General features: G+C 49.0%; 23 protein-coding genes. 16 read left to right on the plus strand and 7 right to left on the minus strand.

What is annotated here, in order from left to right:
* The first annotated feature begins 191 nt into the window (after window positions 1–191).
* The 4 genes from AC6B99_RS08075 to AC6B99_RS08090 all read left to right on the plus strand — a co-directional run bounded on the left by AC6B99_RS08075 (window position 192) and on the right by AC6B99_RS08090 (window position 6469).
* Window positions 192–2558 carry a helix-turn-helix domain-containing protein gene (locus tag AC6B99_RS08075; protein ID WP_056043305.1) on the plus strand — a complete coding sequence of 789 codons (2367 nt, stop codon included), beginning with the start codon at window positions 192–194 and terminating at the stop codon, window positions 2556–2558.
* 313 nt (window positions 2559–2871) lie between these two features.
* Complete coding sequence (locus AC6B99_RS08080; protein WP_056043308.1) at window positions 2872–3840, plus strand: ABC transporter permease; 969 nt, start codon at window positions 2872–2874, stop codon at window positions 3838–3840.
* A gap of 32 nt (window positions 3841–3872) precedes the next feature.
* A complete protein-coding gene (locus AC6B99_RS08085) occupies window positions 3873–4754 on the plus strand; it encodes an ABC transporter permease subunit (RefSeq protein WP_494857741.1) in 882 nt (293 codons plus the stop codon).
* Window positions 4755–4828: 74 nt separating this feature from the next.
* Window positions 4829–6469, plus strand: a complete 1641-nt coding sequence (locus AC6B99_RS08090; RefSeq protein WP_494857743.1) for an extracellular solute-binding protein — start codon at window positions 4829–4831, stop codon at window positions 6467–6469.
* A 117-nt stretch (window positions 6470–6586) separates the two neighbouring features.
* Here AC6B99_RS08090 and AC6B99_RS08095 read toward each other — a convergent pair whose 3' ends face one another.
* Window positions 6587–7885 carry a glycoside hydrolase family 27 protein gene (locus AC6B99_RS08095; protein ID WP_056044025.1) on the minus strand — a complete coding sequence of 433 codons (1299 nt, stop codon included), beginning with the start codon at window positions 7883–7885 and terminating at the stop codon, window positions 6587–6589.
* A 114-nt stretch (window positions 7886–7999) separates the two neighbouring features.
* Window positions 8000–9013, minus strand: coding sequence for a helix-turn-helix domain-containing protein (locus tag AC6B99_RS08100; RefSeq protein WP_056043317.1), 1014 nt, complete (start codon window positions 9011–9013; stop codon window positions 8000–8002).
* A gap of 184 nt (window positions 9014–9197) precedes the next feature.
* Here AC6B99_RS08100 and AC6B99_RS08105 point away from each other — a divergent pair, with 184 nt between their 5' ends.
* The 7 genes from AC6B99_RS08105 (at window position 9198) to AC6B99_RS08135 (ending at window position 14995) form a co-directional block, all read left to right on the plus strand.
* The gene (locus tag AC6B99_RS08105; protein WP_496663156.1) at window positions 9198–9968 is read left to right on the plus strand and encodes a glycerophosphodiester phosphodiesterase; all 771 of its coding nucleotides are present in this window, start codon (window positions 9198–9200) and stop codon (window positions 9966–9968) included.
* Window positions 9969–10029: 61 nt separating this feature from the next.
* Window positions 10030–10212, plus strand: coding sequence for a hypothetical protein (locus AC6B99_RS08110; RefSeq protein WP_056043325.1), 183 nt, complete (start codon window positions 10030–10032; stop codon window positions 10210–10212).
* A gap of 40 nt (window positions 10213–10252) precedes the next feature.
* Window positions 10253–10546 carry an antibiotic biosynthesis monooxygenase family protein gene (locus AC6B99_RS08115; protein ID WP_496663157.1) on the plus strand — a complete coding sequence of 98 codons (294 nt, stop codon included), beginning with the start codon at window positions 10253–10255 and terminating at the stop codon, window positions 10544–10546.
* 1 nt (window position 10547) lies between these two features.
* Window positions 10548–10874 carry a low molecular weight protein tyrosine phosphatase family protein gene (locus tag AC6B99_RS08120; protein WP_496663158.1) on the plus strand — a complete coding sequence of 109 codons (327 nt, stop codon included), beginning with the start codon at window positions 10548–10550 and terminating at the stop codon, window positions 10872–10874.
* A gap of 51 nt (window positions 10875–10925) precedes the next feature.
* On the plus strand, window positions 10926–11348 hold the full coding sequence (locus tag AC6B99_RS08125; RefSeq protein ID WP_056043334.1) for a hypothetical protein: 423 nt from the start codon (window positions 10926–10928) through the stop codon (window positions 11346–11348).
* A 685-nt stretch (window positions 11349–12033) separates the two neighbouring features.
* The gene (locus AC6B99_RS08130) at window positions 12034–13788 is read left to right on the plus strand and encodes a methyl-accepting chemotaxis protein (protein WP_056044028.1); all 1755 of its coding nucleotides are present in this window, start codon (window positions 12034–12036) and stop codon (window positions 13786–13788) included.
* A gap of 229 nt (window positions 13789–14017) precedes the next feature.
* On the plus strand, window positions 14018–14995 hold the full coding sequence (locus AC6B99_RS08135) for a metallophosphoesterase (protein WP_496663159.1): 978 nt from the start codon (window positions 14018–14020) through the stop codon (window positions 14993–14995).
* Window positions 14996–15478: 483 nt separating this feature from the next.
* On the opposite strand, the gene AC6B99_RS08140 is transcribed toward AC6B99_RS08135, so the two are convergent.
* Genes AC6B99_RS08140 through AC6B99_RS08150 form a run of 3 tightly spaced genes read right to left on the minus strand, consistent with a single transcriptional unit; the run spans window position 15479 to window position 17698 of the window.
* The gene (locus AC6B99_RS08140) at window positions 15479–16204 is read right to left on the minus strand and encodes an amino acid ABC transporter ATP-binding protein (RefSeq protein WP_056043340.1); all 726 of its coding nucleotides are present in this window, start codon (window positions 16202–16204) and stop codon (window positions 15479–15481) included.
* On the minus strand, window positions 16201–16857 hold the full coding sequence (locus AC6B99_RS08145; RefSeq protein WP_056043344.1) for an amino acid ABC transporter permease: 657 nt from the start codon (window positions 16855–16857) through the stop codon (window positions 16201–16203). Before AC6B99_RS08145 ends, AC6B99_RS08140 begins: the two co-directional genes overlap by 4 nt.
* Window positions 16858–16897: 40 nt before the next feature.
* On the minus strand, window positions 16898–17698 hold the full coding sequence (locus AC6B99_RS08150; protein WP_056044031.1) for a transporter substrate-binding domain-containing protein: 801 nt from the start codon (window positions 17696–17698) through the stop codon (window positions 16898–16900).
* A gap of 310 nt (window positions 17699–18008) precedes the next feature.
* On the opposite strand from AC6B99_RS08150, the gene AC6B99_RS08155 reads away from it, so the two are divergent.
* Genes AC6B99_RS08155 through AC6B99_RS08165 form a run of 3 tightly spaced genes read left to right on the plus strand, consistent with a single transcriptional unit; the run spans window position 18009 to window position 19874 of the window.
* On the plus strand, window positions 18009–18395 hold the full coding sequence (locus AC6B99_RS08155) for a GntR family transcriptional regulator (protein WP_494857764.1): 387 nt from the start codon (window positions 18009–18011) through the stop codon (window positions 18393–18395).
* Complete coding sequence (locus AC6B99_RS08160; protein ID WP_496663160.1) at window positions 18392–19279, plus strand: ABC transporter ATP-binding protein; 888 nt, start codon at window positions 18392–18394, stop codon at window positions 19277–19279. The genes AC6B99_RS08155 and AC6B99_RS08160 overlap by 4 nt, the downstream gene beginning before the upstream one ends.
* Entirely contained in the window at window positions 19257–19874 is a 618-nt protein-coding gene (locus tag AC6B99_RS08165) for an ABC-2 transporter permease (protein ID WP_496663161.1), read from the plus strand. Before AC6B99_RS08160 ends, AC6B99_RS08165 begins: the two co-directional genes overlap by 23 nt.
* Window positions 19875–19878: 4 nt before the next feature.
* On the opposite strand, the gene AC6B99_RS08170 is transcribed toward AC6B99_RS08165, so the two are convergent.
* Together AC6B99_RS08170 and AC6B99_RS08175 are read right to left on the minus strand one after the other, a co-directional pair.
* Entirely contained in the window at window positions 19879–20775 is an 897-nt protein-coding gene (locus tag AC6B99_RS08170; RefSeq protein ID WP_496663162.1) for a response regulator, read from the minus strand.
* Window positions 20765–22081, minus strand: a complete 1317-nt coding sequence (locus AC6B99_RS08175) for an ATP-binding protein (protein ID WP_496663163.1) — start codon at window positions 22079–22081, stop codon at window positions 20765–20767. The genes AC6B99_RS08170 and AC6B99_RS08175 overlap by 11 nt, the downstream gene beginning before the upstream one ends.
* A 231-nt stretch (window positions 22082–22312) precedes the next feature.
* On the opposite strand from AC6B99_RS08175, the gene kduI reads away from it, so the two are divergent.
* Window positions 22313–23143 (plus strand): 5-dehydro-4-deoxy-D-glucuronate isomerase, encoded by an 831-nt coding sequence (gene kduI / locus AC6B99_RS08180; protein ID WP_056043359.1) that lies wholly within the window; start codon window positions 22313–22315, stop codon window positions 23141–23143.
* Between the two features lies 1 nt (window position 23144).
* Window positions 23145–23897, plus strand: a complete 753-nt coding sequence (locus AC6B99_RS08185) for a DeoR family transcriptional regulator (protein ID WP_494878550.1) — start codon at window positions 23145–23147, stop codon at window positions 23895–23897.
* Window positions 23898–23903 lie beyond the last annotated feature (6 nt).

Here is a 23903-nt window from a genome sequence, read left to right on the forward strand (position 1 = left end):
GGTCCGTCACAAGACGGATATCGTGGGGTTGTTCTTCAAATAGTAACCAAATCATTAATATTTATAGTAGCGCAGACACAAGGAATACTCGTCTGAAGGTATTCGCTCCGGCGACTTCATGGTATTATCAGAAAACAGCAAAATATAAACAGAGCGTCAGCAGATTATACAAACGTGGGGGAGTTCAGGCAATGAACAATGTAAAGAGCTTTATCATGAAGCGGAAGCTGCTGCTGAAAATGATCTTTTCGTATGTAGCTGTCGGATTTATTCTCATTGGGGTATTTGCTTATGTCATTATCGATAAGGTTTCGGATAATTTGACGGAGGACGTCAACCAGTCGGTCATTCGGATGACCGAGCAGTCTTATAATACGGCTGATATTTTGCTTACCTCGACCTATAACTATTTTGCCAAAAACTATGACAACCAGGTCGTTTATAACGCGATGTATGGCGGTTCCTTCACTTATATAGAGATGAAGCAAATTAATACGCTGCTGTCCGAGATGAAGGAAGCGAACCCATTAATCGATTCGATTTATATTTACAACCTGAATAATGATAGCGTTTTCTCGTCGGAGAAGCCGATTACGCCAATTGCAGATTTTTATGATAAAAGGTTGACGGCGATGCTGAAGGAGAAGGATTTTTATAAAAAAGGCGTATTTATTCCGCGGAATGAAAAGTATACCGAGTTAGCAAAGTCTTATGAGAAGAACTGGATTACGATTGTTTATTCCCAATTCGCCCGCAATTCGATTATTGATGGCGCGCTTGTCGTAAATTTGGATCAACAGATGCTGCAGCAGCTGGCAACGAAGGGAAGCGGCAGCGGCAGCTCGATTCAATCGGTCATTATTAATGATAAGGGAACGGTCATTTCCCACAGCAATCCAAGCATGGTGAATAAAAATTTAAATGAGGAGCCTTATATTCGTACCATATTGGATTCTACAGCGGAAAGCGGCCAACTGAGCGATACGATTAATAATCAAAGCGTCTTCGTTTCTTATTTTAAGTCGGATCGTCTAGGCTGGAGCTTTATTGGCATTGCGGAAAATGAAAGCCTGCTGCTGAAGGTCAATCACTTAAAGCAGTTTATCGTCTGGATGACCGCTATTTTTGTCCTAATCGCCGCGGCCACGGCACTTTTTTCCATTCGCATGATTTATATGCCGCTCAATACGATTATGAAGCGGGTAGGCTCATCGCTGCAGGTTGGACTTAAAGATGGCTCCCAGCTTAATGAGTATGAGCTGCTGACGAAATCCTTTTCCTATTTGGAGGGGAAGGTAACGGATCTGCAGCTTGACGTATCGGGCTATCTGCCCGCCAAACGCAAGGAGGTGCTGCGCTCCGTTATTCAAGGAGGCTACACGGGCCTGGCAGGCGATAAAAAACTGACCGAGCTTGGGCTGAATTTGCACGCTGCGGATTCCTTCCAAATATGCGTCATTCGCCTCGATGAATATGATAAGCGGCTGCAGCAATTTGATTTGGCGGATATTTCCTTATTCAAATACGCGATCTCCAATATAGCGGAGGAAATTATAACGTCGCCGATGCAGCGCGAGGCTATGGACGATAATGACGATACGATCGTGCTGCTTCTGAGCTGGAAGGATGGCGAGCTAGGCGGTACTGCCGAGGTTGAGCAGCGGATGGCAGATATTCAGTCCAAGGTTGCGCAGTATTTGAAGCTGTCGGTTACGATTGCGATTGGGCCAGTTGTGCAAACGCTTAAGGCGATTCCGCTTTCTTGGAATCAGGCCTACCATTCGTCGCGCTATCGTCTGATTTGCGGCTATGGCACTATTATTGCCGAGCAAGGAGAGGCCGCTATCCATGCCGCTGCGGAGCATGATTATCCTTTAGCGCTGGAGAAGCATATTACCGATCAGATGAAGCTGGGGGATAAGGCGAAATTCCAGCAGGCGGTTGAGCAGTTTTTTGCGGAAATCCGCACCTATCAATATGATGAAATTATGCTGTATGTGTATCAATTGACGGTTATGGCGGTGCGGACCAGCAAAGGGATGGTCAGCGAAGCCGAGCTGCTGCAGAGCGGGATGCTGTCGCTTCCGGAAACGATTCAGAAGCAGGAGACGCTGGAGCATATGATAACGGAGTTTGCAGCGGCATGCAGGCGAGTGATGAGCCAGCGCGACCACAGCTCGTCGCAGACGAATGTGAAGGCGGTATCGCTTATTGAGGAGCAGGTGCGCTCAGGCTATGCCGATCCGAATTTGTCGGTAGAGGGCTTGGCGGAAGCCGTGGGATTATCGACAAACTATGCGAGAAAAGTGTTTAAAGATTTTACAGGCAAAACAATTTCGCAGTATATTGCCGATTTCCGCTTCGACAAGGCGAAGGAGCTGCTGCTGTCTACCGATTTATCTGCCGGAAAGGTCGGAGAGCTGGTCGGGATGACGAATACGAATTATTTTTATGCCTCATTCAAGAAGCATACGGGCAAATCGCCCGTTCATTATCGCAAGGCGTACATGCTGGACACGATGCTGAAGGATGTTAAGGAAGATGAAACAACACTGTGAAAGGTTCTATCATGCTGAGAAAAACGGCCGCTCCGCTGTAAGGGGCGGTTTTTTTTAATTCTAAGAAATTATAAGTTTCATCCTTATATCCGCTTAAAATTCTAAGGCAAAGCTCTTCACACGTCCCAGAAGGACGACAAAGTCGTTTTTGCTTGTGCGAAAAAAGCAGCTTTTCAGTGAAAAAGTAACATTTTATAGCGTGTGCGAGCGATGAAATTGCGGATATCGGAACATCTTATTCTAGCTGGGCGCCTGCTGTTTCTGCCATGATGAGGGCACAAGAAAACGCAAGCAGCGTTAAGGAGGTCTACATGTGAGAGAAGCAGCATTACAAAAAACGGGCAGCAAAGCAGCCGGGCAGCAAAAGAAGGACTCCTTTTTTAGTGAACTTCATAAAAACGGCCTGCTTTACTTGCTTACATTGCCGGGACTGCTAGTCGTATTTATCTTCTCGTATTTGCCCATAGGCGGAATCGTCATTGCCTTCCAGGATTTTAATCCAAGGCTGGGACTGTTCAAAAGCGAATTTGTCGGCTTGAAAAATTTCAGCTTCTTCTTTGAATCCAGCGACACGATTAAGGTGATGGTGAACACGCTGTTTCTGAACACGCTGTTTATCGGAATTGGCACGCTCGCTTCCGTCGCTATCGCCATTATGCTCTCCGAGCTAGGCGGAAAATGGTTCAAGCGCATTACGCAAACGATTGTAACGCTGCCTTATTTTTTATCCTGGACCGTTATTTCGATGTTTATCGTGGCGCTGCTATCCAGTGAAAATGGCTTCATCAATAAAATATTAGGCGCATTCGGCATCGCAGAAATTTCCTTCTTTAACGAAGCCGCCTATTGGCCAGCTATTCTTGTGCTGATCAAGCTTTGGCAGGGTGCAGGCTTTGGCTCAATTGTCTATATGGCGACGATATCTGGCATTAATCCGGATATTTATGAATCCGCTTCAATTGACGGAGCAGGCCGGTGGAAAAAAATAAGATTTATTACGCTTCCCCTGCTCAAGCCAACGATTATATTAATGCTGCTGCTTGCTATGGGCGGAATTTTCTATGGCGACTTCGGCATGATCTTCGCGATTGTCGGACGCAATCCGATTCTTTACCCCACAACAGACGTCATTGATACGTACGTATATCGGGCGCTCATGGATCTGGGAGATATGAGCATGGCGGCTTCCGTAGGTGTTTTCCAATCGATGGTTGGTTTTATTCTTGTGCTGACCGCGAATCAAATCGCCAGAAAGTTCAGCCCGGATTCCGCTTTATTTTAAAAATACACGTTGCCGCACAGGAGGTGCCTCACATGATCAAAGAAAGCGCAGCGGACCGCATAGTGAAGCTGTCCATTTATGTACTCATATCCCTATTCGCCCTCTATTGCATCGTGCCGTTTCTCATGGTCATCAGCAGCTCGATGACGACGGAGACGTCCTTGCTCCGCGATGGCTACGGCCTGTGGCCGAAGGAATTTTCGCTTAAGGCGTATGAGCTGATTTTTAAAGATGCAACGATTTATAAAGCGTATGGGGTCACGCTGTTTGTAACGATTGTCGGTACAGCGCTTGCGATGCTCGTTACGTGCGCCCTCGCTTATCCGCTGTCCATCAAGACGCTCAAATACCGCAATGGCATTAACTTCTACGTCTACTTTACGATGCTGTTCCATGGCGGGCTTGTCGCCAACTATTTGCTTATTACAAAATATTTAGGCATGGCAAACTCCATATGGGTGCTCATTATTCCAGCGCTCGTAAGTCCCTGGAATATGTTCCTTATGCGCAACTTCTTCAAATCGATAGACGAGTCGCTTGCTGAATCAGCCAAAATCGATGGCGCAAACGATCTTTATATTTTATTCCGTATCATTTTGCCGATCTCGCTGCCTGCGATTGCAACGGTTGGCCTGTTCTATGCGCTGGCGTTCTGGAACAAATGGTTTGAGGCGATGCTCTATATTTCCAAGGAGGACTTGTTCCCGCTGCAATATTTAATTATGCGGATTATGAGCAATGTGGAGTTTGCCAATGCCATATCATCCAAGGTCAATATTCCCGGCTTTGCGACACCGACTTATACGACGCGGCTTGCGACGACGGTCGTCACGATTGGCCCGATTATTTTCCTCTATCCTTTCCTGCAAAAATATTTTGTCAAAGGCTTGATGGTAGGCGCCGTCAAAGGCTAGCTTGCGCCCGGCTGAATTCGCTTTCAAAAGGCGATTTAGTATATACTTTACACACATAAAAGGGAGGAAAAAACATGAAACAGGTGTTTAAATCATTTTTCCTGATGCTGACCATCGTCGCTTTGGTTTCAGCTTGCTCGAACAACAGCGGTGGCACAAACACACCGGCCGCTTCCAGTGCAGCAGAGAGCGGAGGAGCTTCGACAAACACTGCTTTGAAACCGATTACTTTAAAGGTTATGCTGTTCGGCGACAAGCCGACGGATTTAGGCAGCGTGCTGACGGAGTTCGAGAACCGAACGAAGGATACGCTGAATACGAAGCTTGAGTTCGAATTTAACACAGGTGACGACCATAAACAGAAGATGAAGCTGAAAATGTCTACTGGCGAGCAGGTCGATTTGGCCTTCGACGCGCCATGGCAGAACCTGAGCCAGCATGTCAGCCAAGGGCTGTATACGGAGCTGGATAAATATTTTAACAATGACGATTACCCTGGACTGAAAGCTGCATTCTCGGAGGAGTTTCTCGCCAGCAATAAAATAGATGGCCATATTTATGCCATTCCGCTTACGCAATATTACACCGATATTGAAGCTGTTATGGTTCGTAAAGACTTGCGTGAAAAATATGGCATGGACCCGATTGCAAGCTACGACGATTACAAGGTTTATTTGGACAATGTCAGAAAAAATGAAGGCAGCATGATCCCTCTGGCGCTTAAAGGAGCGCGCGGCTTCTTCAAAATGTTCGAGGTCGAAACGAATTCACAGACGTTCCGCGGAGCCAACTGGGCGGTCAATGGACTCGGCATTACGGGAACAGGCGCCGACTTCAACGTCGCGTTGTCCGAGGATGGCAAAACTGTCGTTGGCGTTACGACAATCGGCGATCCTGCGTCTGAATATGCGAGCTTCCCGGAGCCATTCAACAATCCAGACAATATCTATCAGGCTTATGACAAGTACGTTGCATTCAATCCCTATGTCCAGAAGGATTCACTTAGCGAGAAGGATGCCATCGCGCTGTTCAAGGCGGGAAAAGCCGCTTCGTTTGAAGGCACGATTAACGATATTCCAAGTGTTAGACAAGAGCTGCAGAAAGCGGTTCCTGGCGCAGACGTCGAGCCGTTCGTCTACTTGTCCTGCGCAGCAGACAAAAAAGCAGGCTGTATTCCTACCGATTACAAAGCATGGAACGATCTGGTCATTCCCATTACGGCACAGGACCCAGACCGCACGATGAAATTTATCGACTGGATTTTTTCCAGCCAGGAAAATCATGACCTGTTCGAGCTTGGCATCGAGGGAACACACTGGAAAGCGGAAGGCGAGAAGCAATACAGCCTGACAGAAGGCTCAACGAATTACATTTTCCCTAAATATGAATTGACATGGAATCCGATCCTGTCCCGCGTAGGCTCAGATAATGACGCGCTTACGCTCGACTACTTGAACTATCAAGGCAGCAATGACAGCTATTTCCGTATCCCGCTGTCGGGTTTTACCTTCAATTCCGATTCGGTCAAAACAGAAATTGCCAAAGTGCAGCCGAAGTTCGACCAAGCGGTGCAAATTTTCAGGCACGGGCTTGATCCGAACTGGAAGCAATCCGCCGAGAAATTGAACAAGGAGCTTCGCGCACTCGGACTGGATACCATCCGTGAAGAGCTCAAGAAGCAAATGCAGGCTTATCTCGACAATGGCGGTATCTAATAGAAAGCAGAGCTAGCAGTCGTTGGCTGTATCACCAAGGCTAGCATAACCGTCTATTCATAAATGAAAGAGTCCCCCTCGTGATCGGCTGGTCACGAAGGGGACTTCTTCTTGTTATTAGATGGAGAGCTTCAGCAGAAGGGAGGCATGGGGAGCAAGCTGATAGGAAAGCGAATCCGCGCAGCTTCCTAGATCCTGCTGTTGCCATACATCCCGTACGCTGCGCGTACCGTTAAGCCCAAGCTGGTTTAGCGATACCGATACGACAGCCGCTTCATCGCCTGCATTGAACAGAGCAACAAAGGTGTGGCCGTCGCCTTCAGCGGAGCCTGCGGTCCATACGATGCGGTCTGCGCTATCGCGGTAAACTTGGCGGGCATCGCGGCTGTTTTGGTGCAGCGCGAGCACTTCCTTGTTCGTGAGCAGCGACAGCGTCCATTCGTCATTATCGTTCATTTCCCCGCCGAACATGAGCGGTGAGCGGAAAATAGACCATAGCGACATCATCGTTACCTGCTCGTCGCGGGTAAAGCGCGTCCAGCGGTCAGCGCCGCCGCCGTCAACGGAGCGAATACCAAGATGGCCGAGCGGCAGCATATCGCAATCCGGCCAGTGGCCGGGGCCGACATGGGGAGCCCATTTTTCACAACGCTCGAACATTTCGTACAGCAGATGCCATAAATCCCAATAGTCGTCCGTAATCCGCCACATATTGGCGCCAGCTGTCAGCTCCTCAGCGTGCTCGACTGGAGCCGGGCCAGGGGAGAGACTGAGCACCATCGGACGTCCGCAACCATCAATCGCCTGGCGAATCATGCTGATTTCATCAGCCCGGATGCCATACAGCCTCGAAGCAGCGATATCATCGACTTTTACAAAATCTACGCCCCATGAAGCATACAGCTCAAACAGCGAGTTGTAATACTGCTGGGCGCCATCCTTGTTCGTATTGACGCCATACATGTCGGTATTCCACGGACAAATGCTGCCGTCACCGGCTTGTGAAATCGAGCGGGCAGTTGCGTCGGTGCCGAGAATTTTCGTGTCGGCATGGGCGGCTTGGCGCGGAATGCCCCGCATAATATGAATGCCGAATTTCAGTCCAAGACTGTGTACATATTCGGCAAGCGGTTTAAAGCCTTGTCCCTCCGCAGCGGATGGGAACCGGTTAACGGCGGGCAGCAAGCGGGAATATTCGTCCATTTCCAGCGGCACGAAAGGGCGGTACGAGGAGGAATAGGCTCCGGGCTCATACCACTGAATATCCACCACGACATATTCCCAGCCAAAAGGCTTCAAATGCTCCGCCATATAACGAGCATTGGCCCGTACTTCCTCTTCCTTCACACTTGCGCCATAACAATCCCAGCTATTCCAGCCCATCGGCGGCGTAACAGCCAGTTCGTGATGCTTCAACATCGATATCGTCCCCTTCGTCGCTTATATTGCGGTTCTATTCTTCCATGGTAAGCGAGAGAACGATAGGTTTCCAGCATAAAGTATTGCGTATCCATGTAAAATATTGCGGTTTCAGTCGAACATAAACCGCCACGTGGCCGGCAGCTCCTGCGCTTCGCGAAACTCGCTGGGCGGGAAGCCCGTCCAGCTGCGGAACACCTTGCTGAAATAGCTGCCGCTCGTGTAGCCGACCGCAAGCGCAACCTCATGAACAGACAGGGGCGATTGCCGAAGCAGCTGGGTAGCCTTCTCCATGCGCAGCCGCGTCATATAGGCGAGCAGCGTCATGCCGGTCGCTTCGGCAAAGGTGCGTGTCAGATGGTATTTCGACGATCCGGCGGCAGCCGCAATTTCATCGAGGCTTTCCGGCCTAGTATAATGCTGCTCCATATATGCAGCCGCCCGCTGCACCTTATCGGGCCAGCTGCTGCGCTGCCTGCGCTCGGCAGAACGGCTGCGGCTCAGCTCCATCATAAACTGATACACAAGCGAGGAAGCCTGATGAACATCTTCAATCCGGCCATGCTTGGCCTCGGCATAAATGAGCTGGAGCATGCGAATAACCGGAGAATCCAGCGGAAAAGTCGGGAGCGGGCCAAGCGAATCTAACATAGCTGACCATAGCTCGCCAAGATGCTGCTGCCGGAACAGCACAAAATAAAACTCCCATGGGGTGCCGTTCTCGTCGTCATTTCCGCCGTCACCAATGCTGCCATTTCCATTATCCCGTGCAAAATAGCGATGCTTACCCGGTATTTCCACCATAAAGGCCGTTCCTGCCGGGACGGAGAAGCGCTGTTCATCCAGCTCCAGCTGGCCGCAGCCTGAAACGGTATATTGAAATAAATAAAGCGGCCCGTCCGTTCGCTTCATGCCGTCCCATTCATACAGAAGGCTGTCCATTTTCTCATAGCCAGTCGCATAGAGCTGGTAGATAGGCTGTACGGCGGGCTCCTGAAAGCGGTAGCCGAATACGCCATATTTTTCACTGGAGCTTATAATTGCGCACCTTCTTTTTTTAGTTCCATTATAAAGAAAGCAGCCAGAGGATGACAGTCCCGCATTAAAAAATGAAATGGGCTGCATCGTTGCGCCTATGCGCAGATGCAGCCCATTTCATAAATTTGCTATAATAGCAAGCGTAAACGGCTCAAGCCGTCCACTGGCGGCAAAGCTTTCGTTTCGAGGGCGAAATATAAGCCCATTATAAGTGTGAAGCTTATAAATGCTTATATTTGCCCTAATACGTAGTAGAGAGGATAGTGGAAGGATGAATAAGCAGCAAGCAGGAGAAGCCGGAAACAACAAAGAAACAGCGAAGCGTCCGCTTATTATTGGGCATCGAGCAGCGGGCGAAGCCCCGGAAAATACGCTCGCATCCTTTCAATTAGCTGCCGATCAAGGCTGTGATATGGTCGAGCTGGACATTCATCTTTCAGCTGATAATAAGCTGGTCGTCTGCCATGATGCGACGCTGGATCGGACGACGACGCAGACTGGCCTGATCCGCAGCATGAATTATGAGGCGATCAGCAAGGCGGATGCGGGCAGCAAATTTGCCGCAGCGTTTAGCGGGCAAAGGGCACCGCTGCTGGAGGAGGTTTATGCGCTGCTTCCGAAGCCTATTGAAATTAATGTAGAAGCGAAGGACTCCTATAACGGCGCGCTGGATGAAGCGCTGGACGCTTTTTTGCAGGAGCCTGGACGCATGGAGCGCACGATTGTTTCCTCCTTCGATCATAAACTGCTGGCACGGCTGAAAGCGCGGATGCCGGAGCTGCGGATCGGTCTGCTTTATGGGGCGGCATTAATTGCGCCAGCAGCTTATGCCGGGCTGATGGGCTGCGAAGTATTTTCGCTGCATCCGCATTACAGCAGCATTGACGCCGAGGATACGGCGGAAGCCGCAAAGGCCAATATCGCTGTCTATCCTTATACCGTGAATGAAGAGCAAGATTTTCTAGCCTTGCTAGACAAGCAGGTGGACGGCATTATTACGGATTTTCCCGGCCGCTTAAAGCAGCTGCTGGATAGGAGCTAGGGAAGATGGCGATTCCTTTTGTGGTAGAATAAGGATATCTACTAGGAGGAAGAGGTGGCGCATGATGGAGGAGAATAAGGAAAGAGAGCTGGATGAAATTAAGCTGCGGCTGGAGAAGCTAGAGCAGGAGCACGGAAAACGGCAAAGCTTGCCTGGCGGACTGAAGTTCGCTATAGGTTTTGTTGTTGTTATGTTTTTGATGTTGATGTCTATTGGTGTCGTTCAATTTATTTCGGCAAAATAATAAAAGCAGGTTGAAAAAGCAGCGGGAGGGCCGTGCACTTATGATTTTGGAGGTTGCTATTTTACAGGTCAAGGCAGGGCACGCAGATTCGTTCGAGGCCAGCTTCAAGGAAGCTTCGCAAATCATTTCCAGCATGAAAGGCTGCGTGCATCATGAGCTGCAGCGCTGCCTGGAGGAGCAAAATAAATACCTGCTGCTCGTGAAATGGGAGACGCTGGAGGATCATACAGAGGGCTTCCGCGGTTCCGCGGAATATCAGGAATGGAAGCGGCTGCTGCATCATTATTATGATCCGTTTCCGGTCGTTGAGCATTACACGAGCATCGAGCTGTAGGATGAGTAAGCTATTATTTATATGCAGCCGGAACAAATGGCGCAGCTTGACAGCTGAAACGGTGCTGAATGGTATTGATGGACATGAGGTGCGTTCTGCCGGAACAGAGCCGCAGGCTAGAGTGCGAGTGACCGAAGGCCACCTCGGCTGGGCTGACGTTATTTTTGTCATGGAGAAAAAGCATTTGCGCCGTATGCAGGAGAAGTTTCCCTATGCGTTAAGCGAGAAGCGGGTCATTTGCCTGCACATTCCCGATGAATACGAATATATGAATGCCGATCTTATACAACTGCTGCAAGCTGCCGTTATAGATTATATGCCTGATTGATACTGGCATAAAAGGAAAATTTATAGAAAAAATGAAAGGAGGAACTTCAGCATGCTGGTCAAAAGCTTGCGCGTGCTGCTCATGGTCGCGCTGCTTACTGCAATTGCTGTACAGCCGCTTGCGGCAGCTGCGAAGACGGTGACGATTAAGGTCACCTTCGTTAGTGAGGATTTGGTGTCGAACGATTCTGTGGGGAATGAGTGGGAGACGCAGGTTTTGATCAATGGAAAGGCCGTAGCCGCTGGTGACAGCATCAAGCTGACGCTAAAGCCAAGCGAGCTCGTGAAGCTGGAGGCAACGGCAATCGAGCAGGACAAAATTCCGGATGTCGGCACAGCCAATAAGTCTTTCAAGGCTTCAACGGTGACGTCGGGCAAGAAGCATACGCTTGATGTAAAGGTCGTGGAAAACAGAGGCCGATACTCCGGCAACGCTGCTAAATGGAAGTTTGTTTTTCAAGTGGAGAAGGCGTAAGCAAGGAAATGCAGAGGTAGAAGGCGGGGCTATGGGGCTCCGCCTTTTTTCTTGGCTGGATAGGTAACTAGAGTTGGCATGCTGCTCCTTGCGTAACTCTTATTCGAGGCAAGTCTCATCTTACCGTTTCGAGGGTGGGAACCGCAGCATACGATTTTGGCTGAGAGCTCCGTGGCAGAGGTCATTGTTACTGAGGTCACTGTTCTGAGGTCACTGTTCTGAGGTCACTGTTACTGATGGCGCGCAGCTCGAGAATGCTCACTGTTTTTTTGAGGACTGAGGTTCCGCTATTTTGGCTTTTTAATCGATTTCAGGCCGTAAGCGGACAGGAAATCCGTTATGGCCCTCCTTATCCCATCAAAATGGCTTTTGGCAGCACATTAGCTGCTCCTGAGTCCGCAGACAGTGCCTAAACCCGTGATTTTGTGGAAATAGCGGCTGCTGTGTCCACCAAGTCTATCTTTGTGTCTTTGTACTCGAAGCAAGCCCCTGAAACAGGGAGCGCGACCCTGCCTTCCATTCACCTCTTATTTCGTAAGTGATTGCAAGCGGTGGCCCAATAATTTCTTGCGAATTTCGACATATTCGTTTAAAATTTTCAACATACATAGTACTTGAAGCATGTTAGATTTGGGTAGCGGACTAGTAAAAAAGGCTGGGTTTGATGCGGGAGGAAGAGGATCGGATGATCGGATTTTTCAGGAAACGTTTAGTGGCACGCATTGTTGCGGTAGTTACGCTAGTCATTGTTATTATCTCTGCCGGCAGCGTATTGCTGCAGCTGGCGAACATGAAGTCAGCTGCACAGGAGGCCATTTCCAGCTATAACATCCAGATTGCTCAGAGCTACGTCAACCAGCTGGATACAGCTGCTTATGCTGAGTTTGCCAAAGAACCGAAGGAAAATGATTTATTTTTGACCATACGTGATGAGCTTGATGATTTTCGCGTGCGCATCGGCGCCATGTATGTGTATTTCGTGAAAATCGATGACAAGGGCACGCCGCTTATTATGGTGGACGGCATGAAGGATGCGGATAAGGCATCACCGATTAATGAAGTGACCGATATGCCGGGCGATGCGGTTCAGAAACTGCTGCAAGGAAGCACAGCAAGCTCGCCGATTATTGACAATGAGGAGTACGGCAAATATATTTCCTCGTACGCTCCCTTATTGGACAGCAGCGGCGCATTGATTGGCGTCATTGGCATTGATACGGCTGTATCCGTTGTTAGCGATATTGAATCGGATATTATTAAGTCGAGCATTCCCTTTTATGTCCTGCTGCTGTTCATAACGGTTGCGGCCATTGCGATCGTATTGCGCTTTGTCGTAAAGGGGCTCAGACCGCTGAAAGTATTGAAGGCCAGTGTCGATAAAATGGCGCATGGCGAGCTGGCGCAGGCCAATCAGATTTTGACGGCGTACCATCTCAGAAGCGAGGACGAAATCGGCAGTACGTTTAAAGCGATGATTCATATGTCCGGCAACTTGAATAAAATCATTAGCGATATGGTTGCAGGTGTTGCGGCAACGACGAATATTTTAGTTGATTCGACAGAGCAATTCAGTCGCAATGCGGAGGAGATGCTGGTCATGAGCAAGACGGTTGACCATTCCGTGCAGCATATCCGGCAGGGCGCACATACGCAGAAGCAAGGCGCAAGCGACAGCGCGAATGCGATGGAGGAAATCGCTAAAGGAATCACCAGCGTATCCGAGTCTTCGACCGCTGTTTCGGATGCGGCGACAAGCGCGCTGGCCACAGCGCAATCTGGCAAAGAAAGCATGACCCAGATGAAAAATCAGATGGAGAACATTTCCGCGGTAGCCGGAGATGTCGCTGCAATGGTCGATGTGCTTAGCGGCTACTCGCAGGAAATAGGCGGGGCGCTGCAAGCGGTACGGGATTTTGCTACCCAGACGAAGCTGCTGGCGCTGAATGCTTCGATTGAAGCAGCCCATGCAGGCGAGCATGGCAAAGGCTTCGCTGTTGTAGCCGATGAAGTGCGGAAGCTGGCGGAGGCTTCAAGCTTATCGGTGCAGATGATATCGGATTTGCTGCTTGGCATTCAGCAGGAATCCCAGCACATCGGCACGAAGATGGGCGTTACCGCCAAAGAGATTGGCCAAGGCGTAGCGATTACGGCGGAAGCGGAGCAAGCTTTTACCCATGTGGTGGACGCCTTCCGCACCGTGACGCAGCGCATTCAAGAGGTATCTGCATCGGCGGAGGAGATGACAGCAGGGTCTGAGGAGGCTGCGGCGTCCGTCCATGCGATTGCGCATATTGCATCGGGCGTTTCGGAACGCTCTGATGAGATTTACCGCTTGACCAGCGAGCAGTCGGTCATGTTCCAGAAGGTGGCGCAAACGTCGAGTCTGCTTCGGCAGCAGACGCATGAGATGAGCGAAGCCGTGAAAAAGGTTAACGTATAAGGCAATCGAATAAGAGCGGGGCGCATGCGGCGTCCCGCTTATTTTTTAATATAAGCATTTATAAGTTTCATCCTTATAATGGGCTTATATTTCTCGGACTAAAACGCGCCGCGCCGCAAAAAGGAGGGCGACAGCCGTTTAACCTTGGTTCAGCAATAGAAACAGGTATAATAGACAGGAGGAAAGAGCAGGAAATCATAGAGGAACATAAAAAGAAGAGGAGGAGCTTATGCGCAAGTTGCTCAAAAGAGTAGGGATATTCATAGCCGCTGTAGCTGCTATCATCATTTTTCTTTATTTTCAAAATAATGCTTTGACGGTGTCGTCATTTCAGCTTTCGTCAGCGAAGCTGCCGCAGGGGCTGAAGGACTTTACCATTGTGCAGTTATCCGATGTGCATGGCAAAAGATTTGGTGATAAGCAGCAGCGGCTCGTTCGCAAGGTGGAAAATCAGCAGCCGAACATCATCGTCGTTACAGGCGATTTAATTGATAGCAGGCGTGGAGGCGAGGCGGAAAGCCTTGAGCTAATGGCAGAAATCGTGAAGCTGGCCCCTGTGTATTATGTGACGGGAAATCATGAATATGCTTACGCACGTTACCCGGAGCTGGAGAAAAAGCTGCTGGAGCTTGGCGTTCATGTCCTGCGGAATGAAGCGGAAAGCATCCCTGTTGGAAGTAGTAATACGAGAACTGGAAGTGGAGCAGGGAGCGGGGCTGAGACTGGGGCTATGACCGCAGCTGGAGAAATCCGATTGCTAGGCATCGATGATCCGAAATTTTCATCGTTTGCTGGACATGATGCAGAGGCGGCGGAGCAAAATATTCAAACAGCTATTGAAGACTTTGCCAACATAGCCGGGAAAGAGAGTGCGGGTGCCGCAACGAAAGCGGAGGCGGGAAAGCAAGCAGAAGAAGGGCTTTACACGATACTGCTGTCCCATCGTCCTGAACTGTTTGACGTCTATGTTCGTGAAGGTATCGATCTGACCTTCTCGGGCCATGCCCATGGCGGGCAAGTCAGGCTGCCGTTTATTGGCGGACTTGTCGCTCCGGGGCAGGGTTTACTGCCCGTGTACGATGCGGGCCAATATGTAAACGGCCAGACGAATATGCTGGTCAGCAGAGGGCTTGGCAACAGCGTCGTTCCCCAGCGCTTGTTCAATCGCCCGGAAATTGTCGTCGTTAAGCTGTCAGCTGCAAGCTAGCGCCCGTCGGTGGGGGTTATAGCTCTTCTACTACATGTAATTGAGAAATCCCGCCAATGATTAATGGAACGATTTTGCGGGCTAAGGCGGATGGGGCTTCCTGTCTGCCTTCCTGGCTCCATTAAATGGGCATAAAACGTCGCCCGATTAATCGTCGCTTTTTTTGCAATGTCCATAATGGTCATCGTATGAAAGTCCGTATGATTTAACTGCCACATGAAAGCATCTAATATTAATTGGCGTGTTCGAATGACACGCGGGTCATTGGGGTTGGGCGCGCACTGTTGGGCGATCCGGAATGGGCTGTGAAAATACGCGAAGGCCGATGGAATGAGCTTCAAGCTTTCACACCGGAGGCTCTTGCAACGCTAGTATAACGTATTCGGGCTGACGATAAGGATAGCCGTATGGAATAAAACAAAGAAGCTCTCGCTCCCCGTCAATATAGGAACGAAAGCTTCTTTGTTCTTGGCAGTCCATATTTTAGCCTAGCACCTTGCTCAGAAAAGCTTGCGTACGCTCATGCTGGGGCGTATCGAAAATAGCAGCGGGCGGACCCTGCTCGACAATATACCCGCCATCCATGAAAATAACGCGGTCTGCAACTTCGCGGGCGAAGCCCATTTCATGCGTCACGACTACCATCGTAATCCCTTCATGAGCCAAATCCTTCATCACTTGAAGCACCTCGCCGACCATTTCTGGATCGAGTGCCGAGGTTGGCTCGTCGAACAGCATGACCCGCGGGTTCATCGCCAGCGCACGAGCGATAGCGACACGCTGCTGCTGTCCGCCGGACAAGCGGGCGGGGTATTCATCCTTTTTGGCGGCAAGACCGACTTTATCCAGCAGCGCTAATGCCTGCTTTTCATTCGTCTCCTTGCCCACCTTCTTAATATGCTTAGGCGCCAGCATAATGTTCTCCAGCACCGTCAAATGCGGAAATAGATTGAACTGCTGGAACACCATGCCGACATTTTGCCGCAGCTTGTCAATATTCGTCTTTGGAGCCGTGACGGTCACGTCGCCGATGGTTACAACGCCGGATGTCACTTCCTCTAGCAAATTAAGACAACGCAGGAAGGTGCTTTTGCCTGAACCGGAAGGGCCGATAATGCAGACGACTTCCTTCTCGGTAATAGTGGTGGATATATCCCGAAGCACCTCATTGTCGCCAAACTTTTTCTGCAAACCTTCTACAATAATCATTTCAGGCTCAGCCTCCTTTCAAGCACACGGGACAGGCGTGAAATACCGTAAATAATGATGAAATACAAGACGCCAACCGTTCCCCATATTTCAAAAGCGCGGTAGTTGGTAGAAATGATAATTTCACCGCTTTGGGTCAGCTCCCTAATTCCGATTACGGATAATAGCGACGTATCCTTGATGCTGATCGTACACTGATTGACGAAAGCGGGAATCATGCGGCGGAACGCCTGCGGCAAAATGACGAGGCGCATCGTCTGCACCTGGCTGAGACCGAGGGAGCGGGCGGCTTCCCGCTGCCCTTTATCAATCGACGAAATGCCGGCGCGGAAAATTTCCGCAATATAAGCACCGGCATTGGCGCTGATTGCGATGATCCCGGCTGTCTCCGCAGGAATACGGATGTCGAGAAATGCCGGCAAGGCGAAATAAATGAAAAACACTTGGACGAGCAGCGGCGTACCGCGAATAATATCGATATAAAGCGTTGCAATAAACTTTAAAATTTTACTCGATGATGTATTCATCAATCCCGTAATTAATCCGATTACGAATGCAATCAGCAGCGAGATGACAACAATTTTGACCGTTATCCATAACCCTTGCAACAGCAAGGGCATCGCATCCACAATAACTTGCCACGAGGACATCATGAAATTCACAGCTCCTTCATTTCACAGGATGTCTTCGTCTTTATTTTGCAGACGTTCCTATATATTTGTTAATGATTTCATCGTATTTGCCGCTTTCCTTCAGCTTCTTGATGCCGTCATTGATTTTTTGCAGCAGTTCTTCGTTGTCTTTGCTCACTGCGATGCCATAATGGTCGCCAGTCAGCCTTTCGCCAACGATTTTCAAATTGGCGTTTGGATCAACCGCCAGTTTATAAGAGATAACGGGGTAATCTTCAATGGTAGCATCGGCATTTTTGTTTACAACCTCTTGGAACATCGCCGGACTATCGTCAAAATAATTGAGGGTAATGTTGTATTCCTTCGCTAATTCCTCGGCTTTTTTAGAGCCTGCCGTCCCTTTTTTAATCGCAATGACTTTGCCTTTCAAATCCTCTGGCTTCGTAATCGTGTCATTATCCGAACGTACGACCAGCGACAAGCCTGCTTCGAAATACGTATCGGACAGGTTCACAACCTGCTTGCGCTCATCCGTAATACTGATGCCGGCAATGGCAGCGTCGAGCTGTTTGGCAGAAATCGCCGGGATAATGCCTTTAAAGTTCATAGGCTTCAAATCAACCTTAAAGCCTTCCAGCTCCCCAATGGCATTGATGATATCGATGTCGATGCCGACATATTTGCCATCCTGCTGGTATTCGAAAGGAGGGAATGTAGCGTCAGTTCCAATGGTGTACGTCACAACCTCATTCGAAGAACCCGTGCCGTCCGAAGCGGATGGTGTTTTTTCGTTGCTGCTGCCGCATGCGCTAAGGGTAAGAGCAAGCAGGCCGGTAATTAAAAGTGATCCGATTTTCTTCATAAATGAAAACCCCATTTCCATTAATGTTAGACTTATTGACCTTCTGCCACCTATTTTAAAGATCCGACTATAAAAAATAATAAAATCCGACAGAAAATAACGTCGGAGATATTTGTAAGCGTTTTACATTTACGATTTCGCCATAAACTCTGTCAGATAAGGTTACGCAAGTGGGAGCAGCTATTCGCTAAAACAGAAAAAGACCCCAAATTTGCTCGAAGCTTAGTATAGCCAAGCGTTATTGACATATACGGATCATATAGTGTATATATACTATATATACATTAAACAGCTAAGCATGGTGATGGAAATGAACATTATTTTATCCAACGCTTCGAATGATCCGATCTATGTTCAAATTACCCAGCAAATTCGCAATCAGATTTTAAGCGGGAAACTTGGCTCAGGACAATCGCTGCCCTCCATTAGGCAGCTAGCTAAGGATTTGCAGATCAGCGTCATTACGACGAAGCGGGCTTATGAGGAATTGGAGAAGGAAGGGCTTATTGACTCTGTCGTTGGCAAAGGCTCATTCGTAACCGGCATAAACGCCGATTTTGTTAGAGAGCAGCGAATGAAGCTGCTGGAGCAGCAAATGCTGGCGGTCATTAAGGAGGGGAAGGCGCTCTGCTTGAGCCTGAGTGAAATTCAGCAGCATATGCAGCTGCTATATGAGGAAGGAGATTTGGACACATGAGCGACATCATTAAACTGACCGAAATATCCAAGCAGTATAAAATGTTCGGCATCGAGCCCCTGTCCAGCACATTCAAGCAGGGGTACATAACCGGGCTGATTGGCCCGAATGGAGCAGGCAAAACGACATTAATTAAAATGATTATGGGCATTACCCGGCCGGATAAGGGGGAAATCACGATTTTTGGACAGTCTCAAAGCTTGAAGGAGGCGGAAATAAAGCAGCGTATCGGCTTCGTATCCGATGAATGCCATTATTACGAGCATTTATCGATCCAGTCGATGAAAAATATTATTGCCCCGTTTTATAAAAAATGGGACGATCACGCTTTTTCCCGGTTGCTTGAGCGCTTTGAGCTGTCGCCCAAAATGAAAATACGCAGTCTTTCCAAGGGGATGAAAATGAAGCTGGCTCTAGCCTTCGCACTATCCCATCAGGCGGATCTGCTCATTATGGATGAGCCGACAGCGGGGCTTGATCCGGTTTTTAGGCGCGAGCTGCTGGATTTATTGGCCGAAATCATGCTGGATGAGCGGAAGTCGATCTTATTTTCGACCCATATTACGACCGATCTGGACCGGGTTGCGGATTATATAGCGTTTCTACATCGCGGCAGGCTGGTCTTTAACGAGTCGAAGGAGCAAATTCAGGAGCGGTATGTGCTTGTGAAAGGACCATCAAGCTTGCTTGAAGCTCCAGGCGTCAAAGCGGCTTTTATCGGCATTCGGAAATCGCTGGTCGGATTCGAGGGGCTGACAGATAGGGGCCATGAAATAGCTGCCATGGTGGGTGGTGGTGCGCAGCTTAGCCGGCCTGCGCTGGAGGATATTATGTATTTTACCGCTAAGGGGGAAAAAGGCCATGCTGCTGCTGCTGTTACGTAAGGATTTATTTATTTTGCGCTATTACTTTTTGTTTGTGCTGCTCTATTTGTATTTATTCGGCTTCATGCTGTATAACTATGCTTCCTTCATTTTGGTAGCTGCGCTTTCTGCTATTATGCTCATGACCTTTTCCGCTACCTTGGATGCCAAAAATAAAAGCATGATCGTCATTGCCAGCCTGCCTGTCAGCAGTAAATCGATCGTGCAGGCGAAATATGCAGCTGTCCTTTTATTTGCACTCATAGGAATTGTCGCGAGCGTTTCCGTATACGCCATCAATATAACAATAGTAGGAAGGGAAATGGTGTATGCAGCTTCTTTTATTCCAATCATTTTTTTCATTATTGCTGTTTATGCTTCGCTTTATTATCCGATCTATTACTGGTTTGGTTTTAGAGCAAGTCAACTAGTCGGCATGGTAGCGGTTGCCCTGCCTGTGACTTTTCTCTTGGCTTTGGGAGGTGTGTCCAGCAGCGCGAATACGCTAAATTTTCCAGCTGTAGGGAGTGCAGTCCTTCTAGCGGTGAGCTGTTTGCTGCTATTGGTCTCTTATCGGCTTTCCCTATTCTTTTTGGATAAAAAAGGGGTAGCCTGACCGCTTACGCTTGCTTTATTTTTTCCATCGCTTCCATAAAGAACACTTGAAGAAACTTCTTGATGTTGACTTTGCCTTTATCGGGCGCAGCTTCCTCGTCCATCATTTTCATTTTGAGCCGGACATCCTTAAAGTCAAAATATAACGGGGCATAATGCTCGAACTTCGGATTGCTGTAATCCGTCAGCCCGATAGAGGCGATATTCGTTAGCGCCGTCATGACAGCGCGGCGCATTCGCTGCTCTATGGCTTTGCTTTCCTTGTCAATGTCGCTTTGGCTTTGCTTGCTAGTACGCGCCACGGCCTCATATAATCCCTTTAATGAAGGGAAAGCAGCTGGCTGCGGCTGCGCGGCCAAATGTTCGACGGCGGCAATCATATCACGGCTTCCGGCTTCACTAATAATGCCCATGTCCATTAAAATGTGGCGGGCAGCTTCGCGGATGCTGCGCTCCTGTACGGCTGGCGGGCGCTCAATCATATCGAGCTTGGCGAGCGACTGCTTCATTTCCGTTACATAACGCTCATATTTCCAGCTTTCATTCATCTTATGTAGAACAGCTTGCACTTCAACGCGATTGATGGGCTTATGGATGAAAAATTCAATGCCGCTGCGATAGGCTTTTCCAACCATATCTTTGTTATCGATTTGCGAGATCATAATAAATTTGCCGCTGTAGCGGATAGCCCGGAGCTGGTCGATCGTCGTAATGCCGTCCTGATCGGGCATGAGCAGATCGATCAGCACAACATCGGGCTTTAGCTCATCGATAAGCATTACGGCCTCGACTCCCCCTCCAGCTGTACCCAATACTTCGCCTAAGCCAGATTGCTCTATTATATTGTGCAGCATCCGTCTGCTGACGGCATCATCATCTACGATTACGAAGCTAATGGACATGGAGGGCCTCCTTCAAGTTTGGCGTTGTATCCGGATGGTTTAGCGCAGCAAGCGACAACTCGGCGATAAAAGCGGTGCCCGGCCTATCATCCAGCTGCTCTGCACGAATCGAACCCTTAAATGAACAAATAATATCTCGCACATGGGACAATCCAATGCCGGTGGCTGCAATTCCCGTTTGATCAAATTTGGTCGTAAAGCCCGGCTCGAACACAAGCTCGGACTCCTCAGGCGGTATGCCTTTGCCGGAATCGGCAACGATCATGATCAGCTTGCCGCTGTGCTGGCTGATTTCAATGTCAATGGAGCCGCTATATTCAATGGCTTCAACGGCATTTGCCACCAAGTTGTTCAGAATCGTGAGCAGCGCAATATAATGAGGCGTAATCAGATCTAGCGCCACCTGCTGCTTGATAACAATCCTTTTCCCCAGCATTTCGCTATATTCCACATTGCCTTTCCTCACATAATGCACAACCTCTTCAAGACTCATCTGGGTAAGCGTCTCATTATGGAACAGCTTCAGCAGCCCGGCGAGAATACGCTGTGTATCTTTTTTAACCTCATGAATTTGCTGGGTGACGACGAGCGCCTGCTTGCCAAGCTCGGGCTGCTCCTGCCGCAGCTTGTCGTACAGCTCGAAGCTGCTCGCTGTAATGCCTTCTATATTATCCATCGATTTCCGCAGGTAAAATGCTTCTCCATACAAGCTGGAACCGACATTCAGCATTTGCTCCATACGTTTCTCCTGCTCGGCATGGAGCATCTTGAACTGCTGGATGGCCATGCTGTTGTAAAGCCCGATGACAAAATAGCTGCGTATGACGGCCGTAATGAGCAGCAGAGCCAGTTCATTGAAGTGATAGGGCGCCGTGCCGAGAAAAATATTTCGAAACAAAAGCTCCAGCAAATTGGAGGAAAAATCCACAAGCGTAACGAATGCGCCCAGCGCCAGCGGCTGAATTTCCTTGGTACGTCCGAGCAGCTTGCCGATACACCAGGCAAAGAAGGTATAGTAAAGGGCGGCGGGAGCATTATTTTGCAGGCTCGCCAAAATGGATGTGGAATTCGTGTAGATCAGCCACTCCACAGATTGGAAAATGACAGCGGCAATGCCGGCCAGAAAGCCTGTTTTCACAAACGAAAGATGGCGAAATTGCAGCAGAAAAAATAAAAAGATGCTGACGCCGAGGCCAATGCGGTAAAAATCCCCGCTAAATGGTGTAATTCTAAATTCGGCGCCTATAGCTGTTGCAAGCGCGATGCCGACCATTTGTATTTTTTCATTGCGAAATAAAGCATGCATGCAACTCGCTCCGCTCCTATAGGCGATCTTTGATGATATATACCCTAACATAAAAAAGGGCGTTTTTGAATAGTATGGCTGCGCCCCCGCAAATAGATATAAACGAAGAATACGGTAATTTGTATTGTTTAAGTTTGAAAAAGTGTGTTATTATTAAAACGAACATTTTCAAACCTATTCAGGTGCGCCTGACCCCATTTATTTTATTATCCTTGAGGAGGAACAATTACTATGGAAATTCGCCACACCACTAACCCAACGGATGTTAAGCAATATACGACGGAGCGTCTTCGTCAAGAATTTTTGATCGAAAGCCTGTTTGAGCAGGATCGCCTTACTTCGGTTTACACGCACTATGACCGCATGGTTGTTGGCGGCGCGTTCCCTGTGAACGAGAAGCTGGCACTCGAAGCGGGAGATACGCTGAAAACTGAATATTTTCTGGAGCGCCGCGAAATTGGCTTCCTGAATATTGGCGGCGATGCTGTTATTACGGTTGATGGCGAGTCGTACGAGCTTAGCCGTCTTGATGTTTTATATGTAGGTAAAGGCAAGCGCGATGTGCAGCTGGCAAGCAAGGACAAAGCGAATCCAGCGAAGCTGTATTTCTGTTCAGCACTGGCGCATGCGGAATATCCGACTCGCAAAATGACGATGGAAGAAGCGAATCCGACTCACCTGGGTTCCCTGGAAACATCCAACGAGCGCGTATTGTACAAGTATATCCATGGCGATGGCATTCAAAGCTGTCAATTAATGCTGGGCGTAACAAGCCTCAAAACAGGAAGCGTTTGGAACACGATGCCTTCGCACGTGCATGACCGTCGTATGGAAGCTTACCTCTACTTCGATGTGAACCAAGATGCACGCGTATTCCATATGATGGGCGAGCCTTCGGAGACGAGACATCTGGTCGTTGCCAATGAGCAGGCGATTATTTCGCCGCCATGGTCAATCCACTCGGGCGTAGGCACTAGCAACTATACGTTCTGCTGGTCGATGGCAGGCGAGAACTACACGTTCACGGATATGGATGCTGTGAAAATGGAAGAGCTTAAGTAACATGCTTGCCGCTGAACGTCATCGACAAATTATTATTCAGCTGGAGGAGAAGGGCAGCGTCAAAGTATCCGAGCTGAGCGAGCGTTTCAAGGTGACGGAAAAGACGGTACGCGAGGATTTGGAGCGGCTGGAGGAGAAGGGACTGCTCAAGCGCATGCATGGGGGAGCGGTGCTTCCTCCAGATGATGAGAGCTTATTCCCTTTGCAATATCCGAACAGCAAGCATCAGCAAGAGAAGGTGGCAATCGCCGAGCAGGCGTTAACCCATATTGCTGAAAATGATATTATCGCGCTGGATGCTGGCAGCACGACGCTTGAAATCGCGCGGCGGCTCAAAAACATGCCGCTGACTGTACTGACCAACGACTTGCTTATTATTCGCGAGCTGACGGCGAAGGAACAGATCCGCCTCGTCATTCCGGGCGGATACCGTTTTCAAAATTTGCTCATCGGTACGGATTGGCAGGAGTGGGTCAAGCGGCTGAATGTTCATAAGCTGTTTTTATCGACGACGGGTATTCATCTGGAGTATGGGCTGACGATTTTCACCGAGGAGCTGGCCAAGCTCAAGCAGGTTTATATGGAATGCTCGCGCGATATTTATTGCGTAGCTGACCACAGCAAGTTCGACAAGGGTGCGCTGCTTACGTTTGCCGAATTGAAGGATGTCCATACGATCATTACCGATTCGCACATTGATCCGGCTGTCGCTGCCAAATACGAGCAGCAGGGCGTGCGAATTGAAAAGGCCTGATTTTGA

It is taken from the genome of Paenibacillus liaoningensis, from assembly GCF_059609455.1.